Consider the following 25,134-nt stretch of genomic DNA (forward strand, 5'->3'; position numbering starts at 1 on the left):
GCTCAGCCCCCGAACAGCTTGCTGAAGAACCCCTTCTTCTCCAGCTGGGTGAAGCGCATCGGCCGCTCCTCGCCGAGCAGGCGCGCCACCGCGTCCTCGTAGGCCTGGCCGGCGTTCGACTCGGGGTCGAGGATCACCGGCTCGCCCTTGTTGGAGGCGTTGAGCACGTCGCCGGACTCGGGGATCACCCCGATCGTCTTCAGCCCGAGCACCTCCTCCACGTCGGCGATCGACAGCATCTCGCCGTCGGCCACCCGCTGCGGGCTGTAGCGGGTCAGCAGCAGGTGCGCGCCGACCTCGCCCTCGCCGTGCTCGGCGCGCCGGGTCTTGGACGCCAGCAGGCCGAGGATGCGGTCGGAGTCGCGCACCGAGGACACCTCCGGGTTGACCACCACGATCGCGCGGTCGGCGAAGTACATGGCGAGGAACGCGCCCTTCTCGATCCCGGCCGGGGAGTCGCACACGATGTACTCGAAGCCGTCCTCGGCGAGGTCGCGCAGGACCTTCTCCACGCCCTCGCGGGTGAGCGCGTCCTTGTCGCGGGTCTGGCTGGCGGCCAGCACGTACAGGTTCTCGAAGCGCTTGTCGCGGATCAGCGCCTGCTTGAGGGTGGCCTCGCCGTGGATGACGTTGACGAAGTCGTACACCACCCGCCGCTCGCAGCCCATGATCAGGTCGAGGTTGCGCAGGCCGACGTCGAAGTCGATGACCGCGACCTTCTTGCCGCGGCGGGCGAGCCCGGTGGCGATGCTGGCGCTGGTCGTGGTCTTGCCCACGCCGCCCTTGCCCGAGGTGACTACGATGATGTCGGCCAAGTTGGCTTCCTCCGTGTGAGGCGGCGGCTCACTCGAGCGCCGCGAGCTTGAGTTGTCCGTGTTCCAGCCAGACCTGCACGGCCTTGCCGCGCAGGTCCTTCGGGATGTCTTCCAGCACCTTGTAGTGCCCGGCGACCGCGACCAGCTCCGCGTGGAACTCGCGGCAGAAGATGCGCGCGTCCGCGTTGCCCTGGGCCCCGGCCAGCGCGCGCCCGCGCAGCGCGCCGTAGATGTGGATGCTGCCGTCGGCGATCACCTCGGCGCCGGCGCCGACCGCGGCGAGCACGGTCAGGTCGCGCTGCTCGGCGTACACCTGCTGGCCGGAGCGCACCGGGGTGCGCTGGATCAGGCCCGGCTGCACCGCCGCGGGCGGCGGCGCCGGGGCGGGGGCAGGCGCAGGCGGCGCTGCCGCGGCGGCGCGTGCGGGCTCCGCCTCGGCGCGCTCGTACTGGGCGCGGAACTTGGCCAGCAGCGGCAGCCCCAACTCGCGCGCGAGCGCGTCGATCTGGCGGGTGCCGTAGGCCAGCGCCACTGGCAGCACCCCGGCCGCGCGCAGACCGTCGAGCAGTGCGCGCGCCTCGGCGGCGCTCGGCGGCTGCGGCAGGGCGCCGAAGTCGAGCACCAGCGCCGCGCGCTCGAACAGGTTGGGCGCGCGCAGCAGGCGCTCGCGCATCTCGCCGACCAGACGCGCCGGGTCGAACCGCTGCACCCGCAGGTTGGCGATCCCGACCTGGCCGAACTTGAGCTCGCCGGCCGGGCTGAAGTCCGGGGTCGCGCTCATGCCCCGGTCCCGGTCGCGCGCACCGCCGCGGCCGGCACCCGCGGGCGCAGCAGCCACGGCTGCTCGGGCAGGGCATCGCCGTAGGTGGCGCGCACCCACGGGTAGCTGCACAGTTCCTTCATCAGCATCGCCGCGCGCAGGCCCGCGCCGGCCCCGGGGCCCGGCATCACGTGCTGGCCGACCTCGCGGAAGCCGAAGCTGCCGTGGAACAGCAGGGCATGGTCGGTGCCCGGCTGCAGGAACACTTCGCAGGCCAGCTGCGGGTAGCGCAGCTCGGCGTAGCTCTGGGCATCCGCGTACAGGGCGCGGCCGACGCCGCCGCCGCGGCGGCGGCTGGCGACCGCCACCCGGTCGATGTAGAAGAAGTCCGGGTAGTGCGCGCGGAACCAGGCGAAGTTGCTGCTGTCGTGCGCCGCGTGCGCGCCGAAGCCGATCAGGAAGCCGGCCAGGGTGCCGTCGCGCTCGGCGACCCGGAAATACTCCGCGCCGTCGTACAGCCGGCGCAGGCGGGCGGCATCAAGCGGCAGGATCGCGGGACCGGCGGCGTTGTTGAGGGCCAGCACGGCGTCGAAATCGTGCTCGCGAACGTCGCGGATGGCGATCGTCATTCCCTTGCGCTCCCGTGGCGGTGGCCGGACCGGGCATGCGGTCCCGAGCCGGGATTATCGCATGCCGCCCGCGCCCGATGGCATGACCTTCGGTGCAGGCGGCCGCATGCGCACCGGGGTATAAGGGCGGCATGCTCGCGCGCCTGTCCCACACCCGCCTGCTGCGCACGGCCGGCCTGTTCACCTGGGCGATCGTGGGCCTGCCGCTGCTGTATTCCTGGCTCGGGCCGCGCCTGGGCGGGCCGCAGGCGGACGACGTGATCCTGCCGCCGCTGCCGTGGCAGGGCTGGCTGGCCTACTTCGCCTTCGGCGCCAGCTACGCCTGGCTGACCCGCGGCCTCGGCGAGCACCGCCGCACCGCGGTCGACTACCTGCTGCTGGTGGTGCTCACCCTGGCCGCGCTGGCGGTGAGCTACTACAACGGCTCGGGGCTGGGCAGCGTGCTGCTGATGGTCGCCGCCAGCGTGCTGCCGTGGCTGCTGCCGCTGGCGCCCGGCGCGGTCTGGCTGCTGGCCAGCCAGCTCGCGGTGGCGCCGGTGTTCATGCGCTGGCTGGACTTCCCGCTGTTCGACGCGCTGATGCAGTCCCTGCTGTATGCCGGGTTCTCCGGGTTCGTGTTCGTCACCAGCCTGGTCGCGCTGCAGCAGTCGGAGGCGCGCGAGGAGCAGCGCCGGCTCAACGCGGAGCTTCGCGCGACCCGCGCGCTGCTGGCCGAGAGCGCGCGCGTCAACGAGCGCACCCGGATCGCGCGCGAGCTGCACGACCTGCTCGGCCACCACCTCACCGCGCTGAGCCTGAACCTCGAGGTCGCCGGCCACCTGTCCGAAGGCCGGGTGAAGGAGCACGTGCAGCAGGCGCACACGCTGGCGCGCCTCTTGCTGACCGACGTGCGCGAGGCGGTCAGCCAGCTGCGCGAGGGCGGCGCGATCGACCTCGCCGCCGCGCTGCGCCCGCTGGCGGAGAACGTGCCGCAGCTGGACATCCACATCGACATCGGCGCACCGCTGTGCGTGGACGACCCCGAGCGCGCGCACGTGCTGCTGCGCTGCGCGCAGGAGGCGATCACCAACGCGGTGCGCCATGCCGGCGCGCGCAACCTGTGGCTGGAGGTGCACTGCCAGGGCGATGCGGTCGAGCTGCGCGCGCGCGACGACGGCGCCGGCGCCGAGCGCCCGGTGCCCGGCAACGGCCTGCGCGGCATGCGCGAGCGCCTGCAGCAATACGGCGGCAGCCTCGAGGTGGCGACCGCTCCCGGCCAGGGCTTCGCGCTGCGCATGCGCCTGCCGCTGGCCAGCCCCCTGCATCCCGGCCCCGCCGGAGGAGTCCCCGCATGATCCGCGTGTTCCTGGTCGACGACCAGACCCTGGTGCGCCAGGGCATCCGTTCCCTGCTGTCGCTGGCCGACGGGATCGAGGTAGTGGCGGAGGCCGCCGACGGCCGCCAGGCGGTCGAGCAGATCCCGCAGCTGCGCCCGGACGTGGTGCTGATGGACATGCGCATGCCGGTGATGTCCGGGCTGGAGGCGCTGCAGGCGCTCGGCCGCGCCGGCACGCTGCCGCCGACCATCATCCTCACCACCTTCGACGACGACCAGCTGGTGCTGGCCGGGATCAAGGCCGGGGCCAAGGGCTACCTGCTCAAGGACGTGTCGCTGGAGCAACTGGTGGATGCGATCCAGACCGTGGCCCGCGGCGGCTCGCTGGTGCAGCCGGCGGTGACCCAGCGCCTGCTGTCGGGGCTGGAGCACATGCGCAACGAGTTCGTCAGCCTCGACCGCCCGGACCCGCTGACCGACCGCGAGACCGAGATCCTGCGCCTGATGGCCTCCGGCTTCTCCAACAAGGAGATCGCCAACTCGCTGGGCGTGGCCGAGGGCACGATCAAGAACCACGTCTCCAACATCCTGAGCAAGCTCGGCGTGCGCGACCGCACCCGCGCGGTGCTCAAGGCATTCGAGCTGCAGCTGGTCTGACCAGGACAGGATGCCCGGCCCGCCACGTGCGCGGCCCTCTGCCGCACGCCTGCAACCTGCATCCGCCAGGCTGGCAGGGGCGTGGGCGCACCATGCGCCGAGGTATGGCGGAGATGCCCCGGGCCGCCCGCTGGCGCCCTCGCCGCCGCGCGCGGCGGTTTGCTACCATGGCGAGTCTGCGCGGCCATGATCCCGCCACGGCCTATCCCGGAGACCGCTGAATGACCCGTCTGCTCGAGATCCTGATTTCCATCGCGATCGTCGTGGCGCTGTACCTGATCGTCGCCCTGGTCCTGCCTTCCGAGCGCCACCTGGTGGAGAAGGCCGAGACCAACCGCAAGCTCACCCTCGTGTTCGACACCCTCAACAGCTTCCGCCGGTTCAAGGACTGGAACCCGCTGGTGCTGCGCGACCCGAGCATGCAGCTGACCCTGTCCGGCCCGCCCTCCGGCGTCGGCGCGCGGCTCGACTACGACTCCAGGAACGACAAGATCGGCAAGGGTTCGTACGAGATCATCGAGAGCATCCCCAAGCAGAAGGTCGTCTACAAGATCGAGAACATCGAGCGCGGCCACGACAAGCGCACCGCGTTCGAACTGCAGCCGACCGGCCGCAACAACCGTAACGTCGAGATCACCCAGACCTACGACGTCACCTACGGCTGGGACCTGCTCGGCCGCTACGCCGGCCTGTACGTCGCCCGCCACGTCGGCGACGACATGAAGCTCGGGCTGTCGCGCCTGGTCGCCCTGCTGGCGTCGATCCCGAACGAGGACTACGCGGTCAGCGGCAGCAAGCTGGTCGGCTTCAAGCTGATCGACCGCCCGGCCGAGGACGTGCTGTACGTCAACGCCGGCAACGTCGAGCGCGGCAACGCCCAGATCCAGGCCTCGATCACCAGCAACAGCGAGTGGATCAAGCGCGTGATCGAGGCCAACGGCCTGGAGGCGGTCGGCCCGGTGCGGATCGTGACCACCGACCTCGGCCGCGAGACCTACAACTTCGACGTCGCCCAGGTGGTGCGCCGCAAGAACGGCGGCCCGATCGGCAACATCGCCCTGCAGGGCCCGGTCAAGTACGAGCACACCGAGCCGACCCAGGCGGTGATGGCGTCCTACACCGGCTACATGGCCGAGCTGGAGAAGGCCCGCAACGCCCTGCGCGCCTGGGCCGCGGTCAACGGCTACGACGTGACCGGGCGTCCGTACGAGAGCTACAAGTCGGGCATTGCCGCCTCGTTCACCCAGGACGGCCAGTTCGACATCTACTGGCCGATCAAGCCGGTCAGGAACGGACAGTAATCCCGCCCCGCCATGCCGACGGACGCCGCGCACCGCGCGGCGTCCGTGTTTGCGGGATCCGCGTTCGGAGGGACGCATGCCGCGCCATCGCCGTGGGTTCGATCTCGAGGCGGCGCACGCGCACCTGGTGCGTGCCGACCCCGCGCTCGCGCCCTGGCTGCGCCGGCACGGCCCGCTGCCGGCGCCGGCGGGCTGGCGGCGCCGGCTGCAGCCAGTGGATGCGCTGGCGCGCGCCATTTTGTACCAGCAGCTCAGCGGCAAGGCCGCGGCCACGATCGTGGCGCGGGTCGAGGCCGCCGCCGGCAGCCGCCGGCTGGATGCCGCGGCGCTCATGCGGGTGGACGACGCGCGCCTGCGCGCCTGCGGAGTCTCCGCGAACAAGCTGCGCGCGCTGCGGGATCTTGCCGCGCGCGCCGAGGCCGGACAGGTGCCGGACGCGCGCCGGCTGGCGTACATGGACGCGGAGGCGATCGTGCAGGCGCTGCTGCCGGTGCGCGGGATTGGGCGCTGGACGGTGGAGATGCTGCTGATGTTCCAGCTCGGCCGCCCCGACGTGCTGCCGCTGGACGACCTCGGCATCCGCAAGGGCGCGCAATTGCTCGACGGCCTGCCGCAGCCGCCGGACGCCGCCGGGCTGCGCGCGCGCGGCGCGGCATGGGCGCCGTACCGCACCTATGCCGCGCTGTGGCTGTGGCGGATCGTGGCGCTGGTGCGCGACGAGGCGCAGGCCTGAAGCCGCGCCGGGTCAGCGCAGGCGCGGCCCGCCGAGCGCGGCGACCCAGGCGCGCAGCCCGTCCACCGTCACATAGCCCTGGGCGTCCGCCACCTGGTTGGCATAGGTGCTGCCCAGCAGGCGGCCGTCCGCGTCCAGCAGCAGGAAGGCCGGGATGCCCTCGATGCCGAGACGCGTGTACACGTAATCGGCGCCGGGCGCGACCACCGGCCAGGTCAGGCCATGGCGGCGGCGGAACTGCGTGGCCTCGTCCGCGTCCTCCGCGCACAGCGCGAGCACCTGCAGGTCCGGGTTGGCGGCGTGCAGCGCGTTGAGCTTGGGCACCTCGCGGATGCACGGCCCGCAGCTCACGCTGAACACGTTGAGCAGCAGCGGCGCGCCGCGGAAGGCGGCCAGGTTCGGCGTCGCCGCGAAGTCCGGCAGCGGCTCGCCCGGCTCGACGCGCAGGGTGGTGATCGGGAAGTAGTGGCGGACGGCGGGGCGCACGGTGGCGATGGATGGCAGCGGCCGCTGCACCTTAGCACGCAGGCGGCGGTGCGCCGGTCGCGTCCAGCCAGGCCTGCAGCCAGGGCCGCAGGTCCGGCAGGACGTGCCGCGGGCAGCAGCCGGCGACCGCTGCCAGGCGTTCCCGCAATGCGGCAGTCGCGGGGGTCGCCGCAGCGGCCAGCAGATCGAGCACGCGTTGCAGCTCCGCCAGCTGCAGAGTGCCGGCGAGCACGCGGGCGACCGCGTTGCGGATCACCGCCTCGACCGCGGGTGCGCCTTCGGCCGCGATCGCCCGCGCCAGTCCCTGCGCGCGCGGCGCCAGCAGGCGGTCGAGGCGCGCGGAGGGATTGGCAACGGCGGCGCGGCCCGCCGGCATCAGCGGTGCCCGGCGAGCAGGTCGCGCAGCACCACCGCCTGGTTGTGGGCCTCGTCGTGGGCGGCATACAGCAGGGTCAGCGGCCGTTGGCGCGCGTGCGCACGCAGTGTCTGCAGCGCCTCCGCCGCCGCACCGGCCTGCAATTCGGCCAGGTAACGGCGGCGGAACTCGCCCCACTTGGCCGGATCGTGCGCGAACCACTGGCGCAGCGCGGTCGAAGGCGCCACTTCCTTCAGCCACAGGTCGATGTGCGCGGCCTGCTTGCGCAGCCCGCGCGGCCACAGCCGGTCGACCAGGATGCGCATGCCGTCGCCGGGCTCCGGCGGTGCATAGGCACGTTTGATCGCGACGTTCATCAGACCACCTCCTTCCGGCCGCACCATGCGCGGCTGCATGTTGCGGCCGGGTGAGGAGCGGCCCGGCCTTCAGCGGGTGGCGAACGCGATCTGGTACTGCAGCCACCACTGGTCGAAGCGCCGGCGCACGGATTCGTCGCGGCCGTTGTCGTCGCGGTCCTCGGGTACCGGCGCGCTCGCCCGGCTCCATTGCAGGCGCAGATGCTGCTGTGCCCGCGGCCGCCAGGTCAGGGCCAGGCTGGTGCGCTCCATGTCGTCGAAGTAACTGGTGATGCGCGGGCCGACTGTGGCCCGCGCGCGGCTGGCGCGGTGGGTCATGCCGACCCGGTCGTGGCGCAGTCCGGCCTGCCAGCGCGGCGAGAGGTCGTGCACCACCTGCAAGTAGGCGCCGTCCACCCGCAGGTCGCGCGGCTGCCCGACCAGCACCGGCTTGAGCTGGTGATAGACCAGGGTCAGATCCTTGCGCTGGTCCCAGTACTCGCCTTCCACCCGCCAGCCGCGGCCTGCGGCATCCGGCCGCGTGACCCAGGCGACCTGCGCTCCGTACATGCGTGCCTTGCCCTGCAGGCCGTGGTCCGCCTCGTTGATGCCCGGATGGTAGTCGTGCAATTCCTGATGCAGGCGCGAGTCCAGCTGCCAGCCGCCCAGGTGCAGCTCGGCGGCCGCGCCCAGGGGGATGCGGGTGCGCGCATAGGCGGTGCGCAGCGCCGGCCACTCCGGGGCGCCGGCGAACGGCAGGCGGATGCCGAATGCGTTGGCCTCTCCGTTCACCCGGCCGGCGACGCCGGGGTTGCCGGTATTCATCCATTCCGTGCCGAGTTGCAGCCAGGGCGCGAATCGCGGCAGCCATTCCAGCTGCACGCCGCGCCCGCGCAGGGCATCGTCCAGCAGCATGCGGTAGGGCAGCGGACGGTCGGCGAACGCCCACTCCGGCATCTGCACCGCATTGAGCAGGCCGATCCCGCTGTAGAACTTGCCGGCGCGCAACTGCAGGCCGGTGTCGCCGAGGCGGCCGGCCAGCCAGGCCTCGTCGAGGCGGACTTCATCGCGTACCGCCACCAGCGAGAGCCGCCCATGGCCCCACTCGCCCGCCTGCAGCTGCGTGCCCAGTTGCGCGCGCTGCAGGTTCAGCCCGCGCCGCAGCGGGTCGCCATGGTCGTGCACGTTGTAGATGCCCAGCGCCTCCTGCAGGGCATGGTCGGCGCGACCCCCGTGGTCGTCGTCGTACCAGGCCAGGTCCAGGCTCGCATCCGCGCGGACGCGCAGATCGGAGGCGGTCGCCGTGGTCGTGAGGGGCAACAGCAAGGACAAGGCCAGCAGGGACAGGTGTCGGTTCGGCATGGGGGCTCAGTTAGTTACGTTATAACGTACTAAATTAGACAATGCCGATATGACAGGCAATGGACCGCAGCGCGCATCGCACGGCCAGCGCGCCGTCGACGGCAGGGAAGCGAGGGAGCGCAGATGCGTGCCGCGGCAACGGTCCGCGCGTGTGGGTGATCGCGGTGGCCTGTGAGAATCGCGCCCGCGGCGGGCGGAGCGATCCGCCTACGCGCCGGCCCGGGATGTCAGCGGTCTGCGGGGAGTGGGGCGGACACGGCGTCCCCCCAGCCGCCGCCGAGCGCCTGGATCAGCGCGACCGCGGCGGCGTAGCGGCGGTTGCGCAGGGTGAGTTCGGCGTTGCGTGCGTTGATCGCGGTGGACTGCGCGGTGAGCACGTTGAGGTAGGGCGCCAGCCCCGCCTTGTACTGGTTTTGCGCCAGCCGCAGGGCGTCCTCCGCGGCCTGCACCACCTGTGCCTGCTGCTCGGCCTCGGCGGCGAGGATGCGCTGCGCGGCGAGCTGGTTCTCCACGCCCTGCAGCGCGGCCAGCACCGTCTGCCGGTAGTTGGCCACCGCCTGCCGGTAGCCGGCCTCGCTGCTGCGCACCTGCGCGCGGCGGGCGCCGCCGTCGAACAGGTTGGCGGCCAGCTGCGGACCCAGCGACCACAGCAGCACCGGCGCCGAGAACACGTCGGCCAGGCGCGCGGCGCTGTGGCCGGCGCTGCCGCCGAGGGTGAGGGTGGGGAACCAGGCGGACTTGGCGACGCCGATCTGCGCGTTGGCGGCCTCCACCTGCGCGCGCGCGGCGGCGATGTCGGGCCGTCGCTGCAAGAGGTCCGCGGGAAGGCCGGGCGGGATCGCCGGGATCGTGGGCAGTGCGTCGCGTTCGCGCAGCGAGAAGCCCGAGGGCGGTTGCCCGACCAGCACCGCGATCGCGTTCTGCAGCTGCGCGCGGGTGACGCCGAGGTCGGTCAGGCTGGTCTGCGCCTGCAGGTAGGCGGTGCGCGCGCTGGCGACGTCGGCGGCGCTGGCCACGCCCGCGCGGTAGCGGTTCTGGGTCAGCTCCAGCGCCTTGCCGGTATCGTCCACCGCCTGCTGCGCCAGCCGGCGCTGGGCATCCACCACCCGCAGCTGCAGGTAGCTCTGGGCGAGGGTGGCCTGCAGGCTGAGGCGGACGTTGCGCAGGGTGGCGGCGCTGGCCTGCGCGTTGGCGCGCTGCGCGCGCACCTGTTCGCGCACCTTGCCCCACAGGTCGGGCACCCAGCTGGCGGTGACCTCGGCGCTGGCCTGTTCGCTGACGCCCGCCGAGGTGGCGGTGCGCGCGCGGGTGTCGCCGAGGCTGGCGTTCAGGGCCGGCCAGTAGCTGGCCTGCGCCTGGCGCACCGCCGCCTGCGCCTGGTCGTAGGCGGCCAGCTGCGCGGCCAGGGTCTGGTTGTGGGCCTGCAGCTGCTGCTGCAGGGCCTCCAGTTCGGGATCCGCGAACACCTGCCACCACGCGCCCGCCGGCTGCGCCGACCAATCCTGCGCGGGCTGCCACTGCGCGTCGTCCGCGGCGTAGCCGGCGGGCATCGGCGTGTCCAGCGGCGGATGGGTGAGCGCGCCGGCGGCGCAGCCGGTGAGGCTGGCGGCCAGCAGTGCCGCGAGCAGGGGCGGCGCGGGACGACGGCTCATGCGGGACGCTCCTGGGTGGGGCCGGCCGCCGTGCGCCGCTGCAGCCAGTGCAGGCCGCGGCGGCGCAGGCGATCCAGTTCGAGGTAGATCACCGGAGTGGTGTACAGGGTCAGCGCCTGGCTGACGATCAGGCCGCCGGCGATGGCGATGCCCAGCGGCTGCCGCAGCTCGGCGCCGTTGCCGGTCATGAACGCCAGCGGCAGCGCGGTGAACAGCGCGGCCAGGGTGGTCATCAGGATCGGGCGCAGGCGCAGCGTGGCGGCGCGGAAGATCGCCTCGCGCGGGTCGAGGTCGTGGCTGCGCTCGGCCTGCAGTGCGAAATCCACCATCAGGATCGCGTTCTTCTTCACGATCCCGATCAGCAGGAACACGCCGATCAGGGCGATGATCGAGAACTCGGCGCCGAACAGCATCAGCGCCAGCACCGCGCCGACCCCGGCCGGCGGCAGGGTGGAGAGGATGGTCAGCGGGTGCAGGGTGCTCTCGTACAGCATGCCGAGCACGATGTAGATCGCCAGCACCGCGGCCAGGATGTACAGAGGCTGGTTCTTCATGGTGTCCGAGAACAGCTTGGCGGTGCCCTGGAAGCCGCCCTGGATCGCCGAGGGCAGCCCGATCGCGGCCATCGCCTCGTCGATCTTCTGCTGCACCTGGCCGAGGCTCACGCCCTTGTCGGTGTTGAACGAGATGGTGGAGGCGACGAACAGGCCCTGGTGGTTGACCGCCAGCGGCGTGTTGCTGAGCCGATAGTGCGCCAGTGCCGCCAGCGGGACGCGCTCGCCGCCGGCATTGACCAGGTAGATGCCCTGCAGCGCGGCCGCGTCCTGGCGGAAGCCGCGCTCGGCCTGCATCACCACCCGGTACTGGTTGAGCGGGGCGTAGATGGTGGAGACGATGCGCTGCCCGAAGGCATCGTTGAGGGCGTTGTCGATCGCCGCGATCGGCACCCCGTAGCGCGCGGCGGCGTCGCGGTCGATCTGCAGCCGCAGCTGCAGCCCGCTGGCCTGCTGGTCGGTGTTGACGTCGTTCAGGCCGGGCAGGCGCTTGATCGCCTCCAGCACCTTCGGCTCCCACTGCCGCAGCTGGTCGAGGTCGGAGGCCTGCAGGGTGTATTCGTACAGCGCCGCGGACGGACGCCCGCCGGCGCGGATGTCCTGCACCGGGAACATCGTGACCTGGGTGCCCGGCACCCGCCCCAGCGCGCGCCGCAGCTGCATCATCACCGTCTGCGCGCCGGCGCGCTGCGACTGCGGCTTGAGCTGCATGAACATGAAGCCGCTGTTGGCAGTGTCGCCGCCGGTGAACGCGACCACGTTCTGCACCGCCGGGTTGGCGCGCACGATCGCGACGATCCGCTCCAGCTTGCCGCTCATCTGCTGGAACGAGGTGGACTGGTCGGCCTGGATCCGCCCGATCAGCAGGCCGGTGTCCTGGGTCGGGAAGAAGCCCTTGGGCACCACCGCGTACAGGTACACGGTCAGGGCGATGGTGGCGAGGAACACCGCCAGCATCAGCAGCGGGTGGCGCAGGGCCCAGCCGAGGCTGCGCGCGTAGCCGGCCTGGATGCGCTCCCACGCGCGCGCCATGCGCGCGGGCCGCGCCGCCGCGTCCGCGGCGTGCGCCCGCAGCCAGCGCGAGGCCAGCATCGGCGTGACCGTGAGCGAGACCAGCAGCGAGATCCCGATCGCGACCGACAGCACCATCGCGAACTCGTGGAACAGGCGCCCGACGATCCCGCCCATGAACAGCACCGGCAGGAACACCGCGACCAGCGACAGGCTCATCGACAGCACGGTGAAGCCGACCTCGCCGGCGCCCTGCAGCGCGGCCTGCAGCGGCGGCACGCCGTCCTCGAGGTGGCGCATGATGTTCTCGATCACCACGATGGCGTCGTCCACCACGAAGCCGGTGGCCACGATCAGCGCCATCAGCGACAGGTTGTCGAGCGAATAGTCCAGCAGCCACATCGCGGCGAAGGTGCCGACCAGCGACAGCGGCACCGCCAGCGCCGGGATCAGGGTCGCGCGCCAGTCGCGCAGGAACAGCCACACCACCAGCACCACCAGCGCCACCGCCAGCAGCAGGGTGCGCTCCACCTCGGCCAGCGAGGCGCGGATGGTGGTGGTGCGGTCGGACATGACCGCCATGTCGATCCCGGCCGGGATCGAGGCCTTCAGCTGCGGCAGCGCCGCTTTCACCCCCTCGACCGCGGCGATGATGTTCGCGCCCGGCTGGCGGTAGATGATCAGCTGCACCGACGGCTTGCCGTTGGCCAGGCCCATGTTCTGGTCGTTCTGCAGGCCCTCGCGCACGCGCGCCACCGCGTCCAGCGGCACCGGCCGTCCGTCCTTGTAGGCGACCACGATGCGGCGGTAGTCGTCGGCCTGCGTCAGCTGGTCGTTGCTGGCCACCTGCCAGCGCCGCGCATCCCCGTCGATCGCGCCCTTGGGGCCGTTGACGTTGGCCGCGGCGACCGCCTGCCGCACCTGCTCCAGCGCCATCCCCATCCCGTTCAGGCGCGCCAGGTCGAGGTCGATCCGCACCGCCGGCAGCGCCGCGCCGCCGACGCTGACCGAGCCGATGCCGGGCAGCTGCGAGATCTTCTGCGCCACGATGGTCGAGGCGGCGTCGTACATCTGGCCGCGGGTGAGCGTCGCCGAGGTCAGCGACAGGATCATGATCGGCGCGTCGGCGGGGTTGAGCTTCTGGTAGGTCGGGTTGCCGGTCAGCCCGGTCGGCAGCAGCGGGCGCGCGGCGTTGATCGCCGCCTGCACCTCGCGCGCGGCGGTGTTGATGTTCTTGGACAGCTCGAACTGCAGGATGATCCGGGTCGAGCCCTGGGTGCTGCTGGAGCTCATCTGGGTGATCCCGGCGATCGTGCCCAGGCTGCGCTCGAGCGGGGTGGCGACGGTCGCCGCCATCACCTCCGGGCTGGCGCCGGCCATGCTGGCGTTGACGGTGATGGTCGGGAAGTCCACCTGCGGCAGCGGCGCCACCGGCAGCAGCCGGAACGCGATGAAGCCGGCCAGCAGCACCGCCAGCGCGAGCAGGCTGGTGGCGACCGGGCGGCGGATGAACAGCGCCGACAGCGACCAGCCGACCGCCTGCACCCGCGGTGCGAGCTGCCCGGGCATTTGGCCCGGCGGCCTCGGGGTGCTCATGCCAAAGGCTCCTGCGCCTCGCCGGCGCGGCGCGCGCGCCAGGCGCGCAGGCGCAGCGACAGGCGGTCGAACGCGAGGTAGATCACCGGGGTGGTGAACAGGGTCAGCACCTGCGACAGCAGCAGGCCGCCGATCAGGGTGATGCCCAGCGGCTGCCGCAGCTCCGCGCCCATGCCGCCGCCGATGACCAGCGGCACGGCGCCGAACAGCGCGGCGAAGGTGGTCATCAGGATCGGGCGCAGGCGCAGCCGCGCTGCCTGCAGGATCGCCGCCTCCGGCGCCAGCCCCTGCTGGCGCTCGGCTTCCAGCGCGAAGTCCACCATCAGGATCGCGTTCTTCTGCACGATCCCGATCAGCAGGATGATGCCGATGATCGCGATCACGGTCAGGTCGTGCCCGGTCAGCATCAGCGCCAGCAGCGCGCCGATCCCGGCCGAGGGCAGGGTGGAGAGGATCGTGACCGGGTGGATGTAGCTCTCGTACAGCACGCCCAGCACGATGTACATGGTGGCGACCGCCGCCAGCAGCAGCCACAGCTGGTTCGACAGCGCGGCCTGGAACGCGCTGGCCGCGCCCTGGAACTTGAGCGTGACCGCGGCCGGCAGCCCGGCGTCGCGCGCCGCGCCCTCGATCGCGGCGACCGCCTTGCCGAGCGACACCCCGTCGGCCAGCGCGAACGAGAACAGCACGGCCGGGAATTGGCCGAGGTGGTCGATCGCCAGCGGGGTCTGGCGCTGGTCGATGCGCGCGACCGCGGTGAGCGGCACGGTCTGGCCGTTGCCCGCCTGCAGCTGCACGCCGTCGAACGCGGCCAGGCCCTGCGCGCGCGGCACGCCGTCCGCGCCGGCCTCGCCCTGGGCCAGCACCACCCGGTACTGGGCGGACTGGGTGAAGATGGTGGAGACCAGGCGCTGGCCAAAGGCGTCGTACAGCGCGCTGTCGATCGCGGCCATGCTGATCCCCAAGCGCGCGGCGGCAGTGCGGTCCACCTCCACGTACGCCTGCAGGCCCGCGTCCTGCAGGTCGTGGGTGACCCCGTGCAGCTCCGGCAGCGCCTGCAGCCGCGGCAGCAGGGCGTGCACCGCCTGCGCCAGGCCGTCCTGGCTGGTGGCGGCCAGGCTGAACTGGTACGGGTAGCGCCCGCTGATGTCGTCGATGGTCAAATCCTGCACCGGCTGGAAGTACGCCGCGATGCCGGTGACCTGCGCCGCCCGCTGCTCCAGGCGGTCGATCACCGCCTGCACCCGCAGCCCGCGCTGCGCCAGCGGCTTCAGGCTCACCAGCAGGCGGCCGGTGTTGAGGGTGGTGTTGACCCCGTCGATGCCGACCACCGAGGACACGCTCTCGACCGCGGGGTCCGCCAGCAGCGCCTGCGCCAGCGCGGTCTGGCGCTGGCGCATGGCGGCGAACGAGATGTCCTGCGGCGCCGCGGTGCTGACCTGCACCAGCCCGGTGTCCTGGACCGGGAAGAAGCCCTTCGGCACCAGCGCGTACAGCAGCAGGGTCAGCAGCAGGGTGGCGCCGGCCAGCGCCAGCACCATGCGCTGGTGGCCGAGCACCCAGCGCAGCGCCTGCAGGTAGCGCTCGGCCAGGCGTTCGAACAGCTGCCCGCTGGCATGGAAGAAGCGGCCCTGGCGTTCCTCCGGCACGTGCCGCAGCAGGCGCGCGCTCAGCATCGGGGTGAACGTCAGCGAGACCGCGGCGGAGATGATGATCGCCACCGCCAGGGTCACCGCGAACTCGCGGAACAGCCGCCCGACCACGTCGCCCATGAACAGCAGCGGGATCAGCACCGCGATCAGCGAGAACGTCAGCGAGATGATGGTGAAGCCGATCTGGCCGGCACCCTTGAGCGCGGCCGCCAGCGGCGGCTCGCCGGCCTCGATGTAGCGCGCGATGTTCTCGATCATCACGATCGCGTCGTCCACCACGAAGCCGGTGGCGATGGTCAGCGCCATCAGGGTCAGGGTGTTGATCGAGAAGCCGAGCAGGTACATCACCGCGAAGGTGCCGACCAGCGCCAGCGGCACCGCGGTGGCCGGGATGAAGGTGGCGCGCCCGCTGCGCAGGAACACGAAGATCACCGCCACCACCAGCACCACCGCCAGCAGCAGCTCGACCTGCACGTCGGCGATCGCGGCGCGGATGGTGACGGTGCGGTCCGACAGCACCGACAGGTGCGCCGCGCCCGGCAGCTGCGCCTGCAGGTCGGGCAGCAGGGCGTGGATCGCGTCCACCACCGCGATCACGTTCGCGCCCGGTTGGCGCTGCACATTGAGGACCAGGCCCGGCCGGCCGTTGACGGTGGCGGCTTGCCAGGCGTTCTCCGGGCCGGTGTCGATGCTGGCCACGTCGCCCAGCCGCACCGGCGCCCCGTTGTTGTAGGCGAGGATCAGCTCGCGGTACTGCTGCGGGCTCTGCAACTGGTCGTTGGCGTCGATGGTGAAGCTCTGCCGGGTGCCGTCGATGCTGCCCTTGGGCGCGTTGACGTTGGCCGCCGCCAGCGCGCTGCGCAGGCTGTCCAGGGTCAGGCCCATCGCCGCCAGCTGGCGCGCGTTGACGGTGACCCGCACCGCCGGCTTGTGGCCGCCGGACAGCGTCACCAGGCCGACCCCGGAGACCTGCGAGAGCTTCTGCGCCAGGCGGGTGTCGGCGAGGTCGTACAGGGTGGTCAGCGGCAGGGTGTCGGAGGTCAGCCCGAGGGTGATCACCGGCGCGTCGGCCGGGTTGACCTTGGCGTAGATCGGCGGCTGCGGCAGGTCGTTGGGCAGGAAGTTGCCGGCCGCGTTGATCGCCGCCTGCACTTCCTGCTCGGCCACGTCGAGCGGCAGCGCCAGGTCGAAGCGCAGGGTGATGACCGAGGCCCCGCCCGAGCTCACCGCCCACATCTGGCTGAGCCCGGACATCTGCCCGAACTGGCGCTCCAGCGGCGCGGTGACCGCCGAGGTCATCACCTCCGGGCTGGCGCCGGGATACAGGGTGGTGACCTGGATGGTCGGGTAGTCCACCTCCGGCAGCGCCGCCTCCGGCAGCAGGCGGTAGCCGATCACGCCGGCCACCAGCACCGCCACCATCAGCAGGGTGGTGGCGATCGGGCGCAGGATGAACAGCCGCGACGGGCTGGGGCGGTCCGCCTCCGGGTCCGGCGCGGTCGGCTCCGGCGGGTGCGCGTCCTGCATCAGCCGGCTCCGTGGCGCTTGCCGGACGGGTGGCCGCCCGCGGCCGGGGCCGCGCTGCCGGACTGCGCCGGGACCACCTTGACCTGGGCGCCGTCGCGCAGGCGGTCGAGGCCGTCGGTCACCACCCGCTCGCCGGCGCGCAGGCCCTGGGTGATCCGGGTCAGGTCGCCGTGGGTGCCGCCGGTGACGACCCTGCGCAGGGCGACCTTGCCGTTGGCGCCGATCACGTACACATAGGTGCCGGGCGCGCCGACCGCGACGGCGGTGGTCGGCACCATCAGCGCGTCCGGGATGGTGCGCACCAGCACGCGCACGTTGACGAAGGCGTTGGGATACAGCGCGAGGTCGCGGTTGGGGAATTCGGCGCGGAAGGCCAGGGTGCCGGTGGCGGCGTTGATCTGGTTGTCCGCGGCCAGCAGGCGGCCGCTGTCGAGCAGGCGGCTGTTGCCCGCGTCCCAGGCCTGCACCGTGACCGCATGCCCGGCATGCAGTTCCTCCAGCACGTCCGCCACCTGCGGCTGCGGCAGCGCGAAGGTGACCTGCACCGGTTGCACCTGCGCGATCACCGCGACCGGGGTGGCGGTGCCGGTGCCGCTGGTGGCGCCGTTGCCGCCGCCGACCGCGCCGCTGGTGTTGACCAGGTTGCCCGCGTCCACCGGGCGCAGGCCGACGATGCCGTCCACCGGCGCGGTGATCCGGGTCCAGCCCAGTTGCAGCTGCGCGTTCGCCAGCGCAGCTTGGTTCGCCTTCAAGGTGGCCTGCAGCTGCGCCACCGTGGTGCGCTGGTCGGCCACCTGCTGTTCGGCGATCGAATCCTGCTTGAGCAGGGTTTCGTAGCGTGCGAGGTCGCGCTGCGCGCCAGCCAGCTGGGCCTGGGTCTGCGCCACCTGCGCCTGCGCCTGCTGCACCGCGACCTCGAACGGGCGCGGGTCGATCCGCGCCAGCAGCTGCCCCTGGCGCACCTGCTGGCCTTGCCGGTACTCGACGCTCTCCAGCAGACCCGAGACCCGCGGCATCACGTTCACCAGCCGGTGCGGCGTCACTGTGCCGAGCGCGGTCAGCCACACCGGCATCGGCTGCACCTGGGCCAGCGAGGCGGTCACCGCTTGCGGCCCCTGCATGCCGCGACTGCCGGGACTCCCGGGCCCGCCCGGGCCGCCGGGCCCGCCGCCGCGCTGGCAGGCCGCCAGCGCGAGCAGGCAGGTCGCCGTCGCCAGCCAGCGCCATGGGGCAGGGCGGGACAGCGAAGGGAATGGGGATGTGGCGGGAGGCGATCCGGTCGGGGCAGCCATGTCAGTCCGTTGCCTGCAGGGGGGCGCCGGTGCTGGCCCGGCGGAGGATGCATGATGCCTGAGCGCAACGGCGCAGCGCGGGCAGGGTTGACCCGCAGGCCGGGCAAGGCGGATGCGCGATCGGCACTTGCTTTGGATCGGCGCATGGGCTAGCCGTGGCGTGGTGTATGCCTGTACCCCCAGTGATCCCTCCCGTGCACGGCAGCACTTGCTGTACTGCGCATTGACGCTGCGCTCGAAATTAGTTATACATTCGATCAATGAACTCGGTCGGGAGGAAGGGCTGCCATGCATGCGCAGATGACCGAGGCCGCAGCTCCGCAGTTGCATCCCCGCAACCGCGGGTTCGTTTGGCGTGATGCGGAGTATCAGCCGGGGGGCTTGCTGGATGCCGCGCAGGTGGCGCAGTTCAACCGCGACGGCTACTTCGTGCTGCGCGGCGCCTTCGACGCCGACACCCTGGCGGCGGTGACGGCGGCGATCGACCCGCTCGAACAGGCGCAGGAGGAGGCGGTGCGCGCAGCGGGCGGCGACCTGCAGCTCTCCAGCGCCGACGCGATCACCTTCACCACCCACCTGGTCACGCGCTCGCCGCTGCTGCGCGACTTCGCCTGCCATCCGGTCTTCCGCGGCCTGTGCCGGGCCCTGGTCGGGCCGCATGCGCGCCTCTATTGGGACCAGTCGGTCTACAAGAAGAGCGGCAAGCCGCAGGAATTCCCGTGGCACCAGGACAACGGCTATACCTTCGTGGAGCCGCAGCAGTACCTCACCTGCTGGGTGCCACTGGTGGACGCGGACGTCGAGAACGGATGCCCCTGGATCGCGCCGGGCCGCCATCGCGCCGGTACCTTGGCGCACTGGATGACACCGATCGGCCTGCAGTGCCTGCAGGAGGTCCCGGATGCCGTCCCTGCGCCGGCGCAAGCCGGGGACATGGTGGTGTTCTCGTCGCTGGCACCGCACCGGACCGGGCCGAACCTGCGCGCGGGCAGCGTGCGCAAGGCCTACATCCTGCAGTACGCCCCCGATGGCGCAATGGCGTATCGCGACGGCCAGCCGCCGCAGCCGCTGGACGATCCGCAGCGGCAATTCCTGCTCGACGCCGCTGGCCCATGAGCGAGGCGACGCCGCGACCGCGACCGCGCAACGCGGTGGTGGTGCTGCTGGACAGCCTGAATCGGCACATGCTGGGGGCGTGGGGAGGACGCGAGTTCTCCACCCCGCAGTTGGACCGCTTCGCCCGCCGTGCGGTCTGCTTCGACCGCCATTACGCCGGCTCGCTGCCGTGCATGCCGGCCCGCCACGACCTGCTGTGCGGGGCGTTGGACTTCCCGTGGAAACCATGGGGATCGATCGAGATCTGGGAGGAACCGATCACGGTCGCGCTACGCCGCGCCGGGGTCATCACCATGCTGGTCACCGACCACCCGCACCTGTTCGAGGTCGGCGGTGAGAACTACCACTGCGATTTCACCGCCTGGGACTACCAGCGCGGGCACGAGAGCGATCCCTGGCGCACCCGGCCCGACCCGAGTTGGCTGGGCGCACCCGCATTCAACCGCAGCAGCGAGCACTACGACCGGTCGCGTGGGCATTTCCGCGGGGAGGCGGACTTCCCGGGGCCGCGCACGCTCGCCGCCGCCGCGCGCTGGCTGCGCGAGGACGCGCCGGCGCACGAGCGCTTCCTGCTGTTCGTGGATGAGTTCGACCCGCACGAGCCGTTCGACACGCCCGAGCCGTGGGCCTCGATGTACGACCCGGACTGGCAGGGCCCGCACCTGATCTGGCCGCCGTATGCGCGCGCCGCGGTCGGCGAGGGCGTGCTCACGCCGCGCCAGGCGCGGCAGATCCGCGCCTGCTACGGCGCCAAGCTGAGCATGATCGACCACTGGTTCGGCAAGCTGCTGGACGCGCTCGACGACAGCGGGCGTTGGGACGACACCGCGGTGATCGTGTGCACCGACCACGGCCACTACCTCGGCGAGCGCGATGCGTTCGGCAAGCCGCCGATGCCGGTCTACGAACCGCTCGGGCACATCCCGCTGATGATCGCCTGGCCGGGGCGCGCGCCGGGGCGCTGCGACGCCTTGACCACCGGCGTGGACATCCACGCGACCCTGCTCGACCTGTTCGGTGCTGAGGCGCGCCACCGCACGCATGGCCGCTCGTTGCTGCCGCTGCTCGAGGGGCGCGCGCGCCAGGTGCGCGAGTGGGTGCTCTCCGGCTACTGGGGCCGCGAGATGCACCTCATCCACGACCGCTACAAGCTGGTGCGGGCTCCCGTGCCGGGCAACGCGCCGCTGTCGCTGTATTCCAACCGCTGGTCGACGATGCCGGTGGCGCACTGGCCGGAGCTGCGCCTGCCGCCACCGGATGCGCGCGCGGAGCTGGACCGCATGCCCGGCTCCGACATTCCGGTCATCCGGCAGCCCTACCGGGCCGGCGACCGCCTGCCGTTCTGGGCGATGGGCGGGTTCGACGGCGACCGCCTGTTCGACCTGCAGGAGGACCCGGAGGAATTGCATGATCTCTCCGGTAGCGCCGCCATGCAGGCCGCGCTCGACGTGCTGCGAATGGCCCTGCGCGAGATCGATGCCCCCGCCGACCAGTTCGCCCGCCTCGGTCTGTAGGCATCCACCGCCCGGCATCCTGGAGGCGGCCGCCGCACCCGCCGGCGTGCGGTGTTGGGCGCCTGTGCGCAGCCGCATGGCGACGCCGATTGCGCTGCATGCATGGCTTGGAGGCGTGTTGGCCGCTGCGCGGCGGGTGATGCGTTCCGCATCGGCAGGCGGGGGCACACGCAATCCGGCACACGCGCACATGCCCCGCCGACGCTGCCGGATCGCGGTTGAACAGGAGGCTTCAGATGCGGATTGGCAAGGCGGTGCTCACGTTGCTGTTGGCATCGGCAATGGGCCCGGCATGGGCGGCCGACGTACCGGTGCCCAAGGTCATGCGCGGCGTCCCGGCGAACGACGGCAAGTGGAAGATGGAGATGCTGGACGCGCCCGGGATGCCGCGCGAGGCGCGCCAGAACGCCGCCGGCATGCGCGGGATGACCGTCTGCACCACTGCCGCCAAGGCCTGGGCCGCGGATTCCAGGGCCAAGAGCGACTGCAGTGGCAAGCTGGTAGAAGACGGGGACAACCGTGCGGTGATGGAGCTGCGCTGCCCCAGCAGCGGCACGGCGATCCGCAACACCATGGTCCGCGCGGGTGCGGGCAGCTATGAGGTCACGGTGCAGGACCTCAAGCAGCCCGGGCAGCCGCCGATGCGCATGCGCATGAGCTACCTCGGCCCCTGCTCCGCCAAGGAGAGCGTGATCGGATTCGAGAAGAATTCCGACACCTGCAGGCAGATGCGCGCGAGGCTGCCCGACATCCGGCAGGCGCGCGCGTCGTGTGCACGCGGTGGGTCCGGGCGCGCGGCCTGCGAGCGCTCGATCGACCGCCAGGTCGCGGACATCCAGGCGATGTGCGGCGGCAAGTAGCGTGTACTGGGCCGACCAGAGTCCCATAGACACTCATTCGCCTTCGCCGCTCCGCGCAACGCCCCTGGAACTCCACTGGTGACATGCCGCTAGCGGAACCATGCTGCCATACTTCGCACGCCACGCGTAGAAGCTGGCCGGGCTGAAGCCGTGCTGTCGGCCCAGCTCCGACACCGCCATGTCGGCCTCGGCCTGCTTGATGAACCCGATGATCTGTTCCGTGGTGAATCGACTCTTGCGCATGTCCGTCCTCTCTGGATGACGGACTCTACCTAGCTTCGAGTGGTACGGCTTGCGGGGGGCAGGTCAACTGGCCGACGCCGGCATCGAGCCCTCGGTTGGCAGCGTCGGCGATTCCTACGACAACGCGATGGCCGAATCGATCATCGGCCTGTTCAAGACCGAAGTCATCGAACGTCAGAGCTGGCAGAACCTGGAGGCGGTCGAGATGGCCACGCTCAACTGGCAGCACTGGTATAACCACAAGCGCCTGCTCGGACCTATCGGGTACGTCCCACCAGCGGAGGCGGAAGCAGCCTACTATCGACAATCCAGTGAGCTGGCCGAAGCGGCCTGACTCACACCAACGAGTCTCCGGAATTCCCGGGGCGGTTCATCGCTACGGATGGCGGAGCGTGAAGCTTTTCTGGGAAGGAAGATGTCTGGGGCGGCCCTGTAATGCTCATGCGCACATGCGCCAATGGCTTTCCGAGCGGAAACCGCTGCGCATCCGCGTGGTGCGCATCGGTCTGCGCTTCCATCGGTTCTGCCCGATGGCTTATACCGTCTATGCACGGCGCGCGGATTGACAGGCTCACGCTTTGAGCCTTACCGGCCGGATAATGGCCGACATGAAAGCCCATACCTCTCATGCCGGTTCGCCCGCCGCGCCAGTGTTCTTGTCTGCATCCGCGCCACAGCCGCCCACGGTACGCGCGCGGCTATGGCTGCCGGGGCGTGCGTTCGGCCCTGCCGACGATCAGCCGCGGCTGTGGCTGATCCTCGCCGACGGCCGGGTATTGGCCTTCCGCCTGCCGAAGGTCGCGCTCGGCGATGACATGGTAATCGCGCCATTGGCGCAAGCCATGGCGGATGATCCACGCGGCGTGCGTTGGGAGATCGAACACCCGGCCTTCGGCTGGGCGCAGGTGCTCTATGCCGCGCCGGTACTGCCGGCCCCGAAGAAAGACCATGCCGCCTTCCTCTTCGATCCCGGCTACCGGCGCTTTCTTTCCTGTCTCGATGAGGAGATCATGCGACGATTGCTGTCGCTGGAACGCGAGGCGCACCCGCCCGCGGTCACGCGGCGCGACGGCGAGGCACCGCATCCCCTGCCGCGCCTTTATCTCGCCTCGGTGCGCAACTACAACCGCCTCGTCGCTTTGCCGGAAGAACGGCGCGAGCGGCGCATGCAGGCGATCGCCCGCTTTCCTGTATTGGTCGCGCCGATTCTTTTGACTCTGCACCATTCGCCCAATGTCCATGACGGCAAGCGCCACGCCTGGCGCGAGAAGGACGCAGCGATCGAGGCGGCCATCGACGCCGGGCGCGATCTCGCCGGCGCGCTGGCGCGGCATTACGGTATCTCCAAGGGTCTCGTGCGCGCACCGCTGTGCGCGCAGATGTGGCCGGTGCGCGATGGTAACCTGCGGCGCGGCTGGCTCAAGCTCCTCGACGCGCTGCCCGCCAATCAGCGGCCGACGCTGGCCGAATTCGAGCGCTGGCAACTGTATCTCGCCAATTACTTTGCGCTGCTCGGTGAAAACGATCACGGCCATCCCATGCCGCAGCCGCCGGCGGTGTATCGCGGCGCGTTCCGTCTCGGCTGGTCACGTACATGGGAGACGGCGACGCGCCGATATGGCGACCTGCACCCGGCGCTGGCCGACTGCCGCGATTTTCTCAATGCCGCACGCGAAATGGCGGCCCGCCGCCTGCACCGTGCCTATGGCCCACCGATGGGACGGCTGGCGGCTGGGTGGCTCGCCTGTCATGGCCTGCTGGGGTTGCTGGAGGCGTCGAGGCGCTGGCACCGCCTGCGGCCGGTGCCCGAGCGCTGGGACGCGCCGGAGGGCTTTCGGCTGCCGGCCATTCTCGGCCACTGGCAAGACCGAGGCCGCCACGCCGAAGAATTGCTCACGCCCGAGGCCCTGATCGATGAAGGCGAAGCGATGAACCATTGCGTGGCGAATTACTGGCCAGAATGCGTGGCCGGCGATCGCATCTTCGCCTTGCATTTGCCCGATGGCGAACGGGCCACCGCGCAATACCGGCCGACGATCCGTGATGACGTCGACTACGACACCGAATACCGGCTGGCGCAATTGCGCGGCCCGTTCAACCAAGAGGTAAGCGCTGCGATGTTCGCCTGGGCGCATAACGTCGCCTGTGAGCTCAACCAGCCTTCGCGGCAGGAGGCGCGCTGGGCGGCGCTGGAAACGCGTGGGCGGCTGGACGTCGCACGCCACGACGCGCGCCGCCACTGGCTGGCCCGGCTCGATGCCAAGAGCGAACGCCAGTTGGCGGCCGTACTGGGTTGGCTCGGCGTGCAGCCGCCGGGGCCGGAAGTGCTGTTGTATGCACATATCGCCGGCTATCAATACCATGCCGGGCCGAAGATCGAAGCGCAGCTTGCCTCCGGCCAGCCGCTCGAACTTGTGCGCGAACCCGACAATCCCCACGATGCGCAGGCAGTGCGCCTCAACTGGCAGGGGTATAAGCTTGGCTATGTGCCGCGGGAGCACAACGTCGAAATCGCCGCACGCCTCGATGCCGGCGAGCGGCTCATCGTCCGCATTACGGACATCGACTTCGATGCCGAGCCCTGGCGGCGGGTAGGGTTCATGGTCGAAAAGGCAACAGACGCTCAGGCGTGAGGAAGCCGTCCCATGGGGAAACGCGACTCGCAAGAAACGATCAAGAAACGCTGGTTCAAGTGGCGTGGTGTGGATTTCAATACCCGCCGCAGTTTTTTCGATCTTCACCCAGACCATAGCAGGCGTCTTTGCACCTGCCCGGCCTGCGGTTACCCGATGCTCGCCAGTCGCGCAGGCTTTGACTATTGCAGCCTGTGCCATTGGGAGGACGACGGCCAGGACGACCCCCACGCCGATGAGGCGTGGGGCGGGCCGAACGACCACAGCCTGACGCAGGCGCGGGCGAATTTCGAAATCACCTGCTGTGTCTGGTCGTTCGAAGAGAGGGGCGATTTCTCCCGCTGGAACGAGGCAACGCTGTTCGATGAGCGCATGATCGCTTCCAAGCGACGGCTGCGTGCCGCGTACGAGGCGCTGATGAGCTGCGAGACGCTCGCCCAGAGCTACGATCAGTGGCAAGAGATCGATGTTTTGTGGCGGGCGCACTTCGAACTACGTAATGCGGTTGAATCTGAATTGGATGAAATGATGGGAAAAACCAACAAACCGTAGCACGGAAATAACCGGCGATGAACGATGCGCTTATTGCCATCTTGACCTGCCCCCCTCAAGCCGTACCACTCGAAGCTAGGTAGAGTCCGTCATCCAGAGAGGACGGACATGCGCAAGAGTCGATTCACCACGGAACAGATCATCGGGTTCATCAAGCAGGCTG

At 70.9% G+C, this 25,134-nt stretch carries 20 protein-coding genes and 2 pseudogenes; 10 read left to right on the forward strand and 12 right to left on the reverse strand.

Going from position 1 to position 25,134, the window contains the following annotated elements; genetic code table 11:
- Nucleotides 1–2: 2 nt before the first annotated feature.
- From minD to ML340_RS11135, 3 genes are read right to left on the reverse strand one after another with little or no spacing between them, the layout of a single operon-like run.
- Nucleotides 3–815, reverse strand: coding sequence for a septum site-determining protein MinD (gene minD / locus ML340_RS11125; protein WP_240099639.1), 813 nt, complete (start codon nucleotides 813–815; stop codon nucleotides 3–5).
- 28 nt (nucleotides 816–843) lie between these two features.
- A complete protein-coding gene (gene minC, locus ML340_RS11130; RefSeq protein WP_240099641.1) occupies nucleotides 844–1,596 on the reverse strand; it encodes a septum site-determining protein MinC in 753 nt (250 codons plus the stop codon).
- A complete protein-coding gene (locus ML340_RS11135) occupies nucleotides 1,593–2,204 on the reverse strand; it encodes a GNAT family N-acetyltransferase (RefSeq protein WP_240099643.1) in 612 nt (203 codons plus the stop codon). The genes minC and ML340_RS11135 overlap by 4 nt, the downstream gene beginning before the upstream one ends.
- Nucleotides 2,205–2,335: 131 nt before the next feature.
- On the opposite strand from ML340_RS11135, the gene ML340_RS11140 reads away from it, so the two are divergent.
- The 4 genes from ML340_RS11140 (at nucleotide 2,336) to ML340_RS11155 (ending at nucleotide 6,210) form a co-directional block, all read left to right on the forward strand.
- Nucleotides 2,336–3,538 (forward strand): sensor histidine kinase, encoded by a 1,203-nt coding sequence (locus ML340_RS11140; RefSeq protein WP_240099645.1) that lies wholly within the window; start codon nucleotides 2,336–2,338, stop codon nucleotides 3,536–3,538.
- Nucleotides 3,535–4,176 (forward strand): response regulator, encoded by a 642-nt coding sequence (locus tag ML340_RS11145; RefSeq protein ID WP_240099647.1) that lies wholly within the window; start codon nucleotides 3,535–3,537, stop codon nucleotides 4,174–4,176. The genes ML340_RS11140 and ML340_RS11145 overlap by 4 nt, the downstream gene beginning before the upstream one ends.
- A gap of 221 nt (nucleotides 4,177–4,397) precedes the next feature.
- Nucleotides 4,398–5,477, forward strand: coding sequence for an SRPBCC family protein (locus tag ML340_RS11150; protein ID WP_240099649.1), 1,080 nt, complete (start codon nucleotides 4,398–4,400; stop codon nucleotides 5,475–5,477).
- Nucleotides 5,478–5,553: 76 nt separating this feature from the next.
- Nucleotides 5,554–6,210, forward strand: coding sequence for a DNA-3-methyladenine glycosylase family protein (locus ML340_RS11155; RefSeq protein ID WP_240099651.1), 657 nt, complete (start codon nucleotides 5,554–5,556; stop codon nucleotides 6,208–6,210).
- Nucleotides 6,211–6,222: 12 nt separating this feature from the next.
- Here the strand turns inward: ML340_RS11155 and ML340_RS11160 are convergent, their stop codons facing one another.
- The 8 genes from ML340_RS11160 to ML340_RS11195 all read right to left on the reverse strand — a co-directional run bounded on the left by ML340_RS11160 (nucleotide 6,223) and on the right by ML340_RS11195 (nucleotide 17,882).
- On the reverse strand, nucleotides 6,223–6,696 hold the full coding sequence (locus tag ML340_RS11160) for a TlpA family protein disulfide reductase (protein WP_240099653.1): 474 nt from the start codon (nucleotides 6,694–6,696) through the stop codon (nucleotides 6,223–6,225).
- A gap of 31 nt (nucleotides 6,697–6,727) precedes the next feature.
- Nucleotides 6,728–7,072, reverse strand: a complete 345-nt coding sequence (locus ML340_RS11165; protein ID WP_240099655.1) for a hypothetical protein — start codon at nucleotides 7,070–7,072, stop codon at nucleotides 6,728–6,730.
- The gene (locus tag ML340_RS11170; protein WP_240099657.1) at nucleotides 7,072–7,428 is read right to left on the reverse strand and encodes a DUF488 domain-containing protein; all 357 of its coding nucleotides are present in this window, start codon (nucleotides 7,426–7,428) and stop codon (nucleotides 7,072–7,074) included. The genes ML340_RS11165 and ML340_RS11170 overlap by 1 nt, the downstream gene beginning before the upstream one ends.
- Nucleotides 7,429–7,497: 69 nt before the next feature.
- A complete protein-coding gene (locus ML340_RS11175) occupies nucleotides 7,498–8,769 on the reverse strand; it encodes a hypothetical protein (RefSeq protein ID WP_240099659.1) in 1,272 nt (423 codons plus the stop codon).
- A gap of 227 nt (nucleotides 8,770–8,996) precedes the next feature.
- On the reverse strand, nucleotides 8,997–10,421 hold the full coding sequence (locus tag ML340_RS11180; protein ID WP_240099661.1) for an efflux transporter outer membrane subunit: 1,425 nt from the start codon (nucleotides 10,419–10,421) through the stop codon (nucleotides 8,997–8,999).
- The gene (locus ML340_RS11185; protein ID WP_275672718.1) at nucleotides 10,418–13,582 is read right to left on the reverse strand and encodes an efflux RND transporter permease subunit; all 3,165 of its coding nucleotides are present in this window, start codon (nucleotides 13,580–13,582) and stop codon (nucleotides 10,418–10,420) included. The genes ML340_RS11180 and ML340_RS11185 overlap by 4 nt, the downstream gene beginning before the upstream one ends.
- Nucleotides 13,579–16,761 carry a multidrug efflux RND transporter permease subunit gene (locus tag ML340_RS11190; protein WP_240099663.1) on the reverse strand — a complete coding sequence of 1,061 codons (3,183 nt, stop codon included), beginning with the start codon at nucleotides 16,759–16,761 and terminating at the stop codon, nucleotides 13,579–13,581. The genes ML340_RS11185 and ML340_RS11190 overlap by 4 nt, the downstream gene beginning before the upstream one ends.
- Nucleotides 16,761–17,882 carry an efflux RND transporter periplasmic adaptor subunit gene (locus ML340_RS11195; RefSeq protein WP_240099665.1) on the reverse strand — a complete coding sequence of 374 codons (1,122 nt, stop codon included), beginning with the start codon at nucleotides 17,880–17,882 and terminating at the stop codon, nucleotides 16,761–16,763. Before ML340_RS11195 ends, ML340_RS11190 begins: the two co-directional genes overlap by 1 nt.
- A gap of 552 nt (nucleotides 17,883–18,434) precedes the next feature.
- Here ML340_RS11195 and ML340_RS11200 point away from each other — a divergent pair.
- The 3 genes from ML340_RS11200 to ML340_RS11210 all read left to right on the forward strand — a co-directional run bounded on the left by ML340_RS11200 (nucleotide 18,435) and on the right by ML340_RS11210 (nucleotide 21,543).
- Entirely contained in the window at nucleotides 18,435–19,169 is a 735-nt protein-coding gene (locus ML340_RS11200) for a phytanoyl-CoA dioxygenase family protein (protein WP_240099667.1), read from the forward strand.
- Entirely contained in the window at nucleotides 19,166–20,683 is a 1,518-nt protein-coding gene (locus ML340_RS11205; protein WP_240099669.1) for a sulfatase family protein, read from the forward strand. Before ML340_RS11200 ends, ML340_RS11205 begins: the two co-directional genes overlap by 4 nt.
- A 236-nt stretch (nucleotides 20,684–20,919) precedes the next feature.
- A complete protein-coding gene (locus ML340_RS11210) occupies nucleotides 20,920–21,543 on the forward strand; it encodes a DUF3617 domain-containing protein (RefSeq protein WP_240099671.1) in 624 nt (207 codons plus the stop codon).
- Between the two features lie 99 nt (nucleotides 21,544–21,642).
- Here ML340_RS11210 and ML340_RS11215 read toward each other — a convergent pair.
- Nucleotides 21,643–21,786 (reverse strand): annotated as a pseudogene (locus tag ML340_RS11215) (transposase); the annotation flags it as partial.
- A 67-nt stretch (nucleotides 21,787–21,853) separates the two neighbouring features.
- Here ML340_RS11215 and ML340_RS11220 point away from each other — a divergent pair.
- From ML340_RS11220 to ML340_RS11230, 3 genes and pseudogenes are all read left to right on the forward strand, one after another.
- A pseudogene (locus ML340_RS11220) lies at nucleotides 21,854–22,120 on the forward strand (integrase core domain-containing protein); the annotation flags it as partial.
- Nucleotides 22,121–22,394: 274 nt separating this feature from the next.
- Nucleotides 22,395–24,419 (forward strand): HIRAN domain-containing protein, encoded by a 2,025-nt coding sequence (locus tag ML340_RS11225; RefSeq protein WP_240099673.1) that lies wholly within the window; start codon nucleotides 22,395–22,397, stop codon nucleotides 24,417–24,419.
- 12 nt (nucleotides 24,420–24,431) lie between these two features.
- Entirely contained in the window at nucleotides 24,432–24,971 is a 540-nt protein-coding gene (locus ML340_RS11230) for a CPCC family cysteine-rich protein (protein WP_240099675.1), read from the forward strand.
- Nucleotides 24,972–25,134: the final 163 nt, after the last annotated feature.

This window comes from Thermomonas flagellata, assembly GCF_022419185.1.
Lineage (GTDB): Bacteria > Pseudomonadota > Gammaproteobacteria > Xanthomonadales > Xanthomonadaceae > Thermomonas > Thermomonas flagellata.

Bases quoted from the DNA above. Each gene is read 5' to 3' on its own strand.
- ML340_RS11165 (WP_240099655.1), bottom strand. From the start codon at position 7,072: ATGCCGGCGGGCCGCGCCGCCGTTGCCAATCCCTCCGCGCGCCTCGAC.
- ML340_RS11175 (WP_240099659.1), bottom strand. From the start codon at position 8,769: ATGCCGAACCGACACCTGTCCCTGCTGGCCTTGTCCTTGCTGTTGCCC.
- ML340_RS11155 (WP_240099651.1), top strand. From the start codon at position 5,554: ATGCCGCGCCATCGCCGTGGGTTCGATCTCGAGGCGGCGCACGCGCAC.
- ML340_RS11180 (WP_240099661.1), bottom strand. From the start codon at position 10,421: ATGAGCCGTCGTCCCGCGCCGCCCCTGCTCGCGGCACTGCTGGCCGCC.
- ML340_RS11135 (WP_240099643.1), bottom strand. From the start codon at position 2,204: ATGACGATCGCCATCCGCGACGTTCGCGAGCACGATTTCGACGCCGTG.
- ML340_RS11170 (WP_240099657.1), bottom strand. From the start codon at position 7,428: ATGAACGTCGCGATCAAACGTGCCTATGCACCGCCGGAGCCCGGCGAC.
- ML340_RS11230 (WP_240099675.1), top strand. From the start codon at position 24,432: ATGGGGAAACGCGACTCGCAAGAAACGATCAAGAAACGCTGGTTCAAG.
- ML340_RS11205 (WP_240099669.1), top strand. From the start codon at position 19,166: ATGAGCGAGGCGACGCCGCGACCGCGACCGCGCAACGCGGTGGTGGTG.
- ML340_RS11140 (WP_240099645.1), top strand. From the start codon at position 2,336: ATGCTCGCGCGCCTGTCCCACACCCGCCTGCTGCGCACGGCCGGCCTG.
- ML340_RS11210 (WP_240099671.1), top strand. From the start codon at position 20,920: ATGCGGATTGGCAAGGCGGTGCTCACGTTGCTGTTGGCATCGGCAATG.
- ML340_RS11225 (WP_240099673.1), top strand. From the start codon at position 22,395: ATGAAAGCCCATACCTCTCATGCCGGTTCGCCCGCCGCGCCAGTGTTC.
- ML340_RS11185 (WP_275672718.1), bottom strand. From the start codon at position 13,582: ATGAGCACCCCGAGGCCGCCGGGCCAAATGCCCGGGCAGCTCGCACCG.
- ML340_RS11195 (WP_240099665.1), bottom strand. From the start codon at position 17,882: ATGCAGGGGCCGCAAGCGGTGACCGCCTCGCTGGCCCAGGTGCAGCCG.
- ML340_RS11190 (WP_240099663.1), bottom strand. From the start codon at position 16,761: ATGCAGGACGCGCACCCGCCGGAGCCGACCGCGCCGGACCCGGAGGCG.
- ML340_RS11150 (WP_240099649.1), top strand. From the start codon at position 4,398: ATGACCCGTCTGCTCGAGATCCTGATTTCCATCGCGATCGTCGTGGCG.
- ML340_RS11145 (WP_240099647.1), top strand. From the start codon at position 3,535: ATGATCCGCGTGTTCCTGGTCGACGACCAGACCCTGGTGCGCCAGGGC.
- minC (WP_240099641.1), bottom strand. From the start codon at position 1,596: ATGAGCGCGACCCCGGACTTCAGCCCGGCCGGCGAGCTCAAGTTCGGC.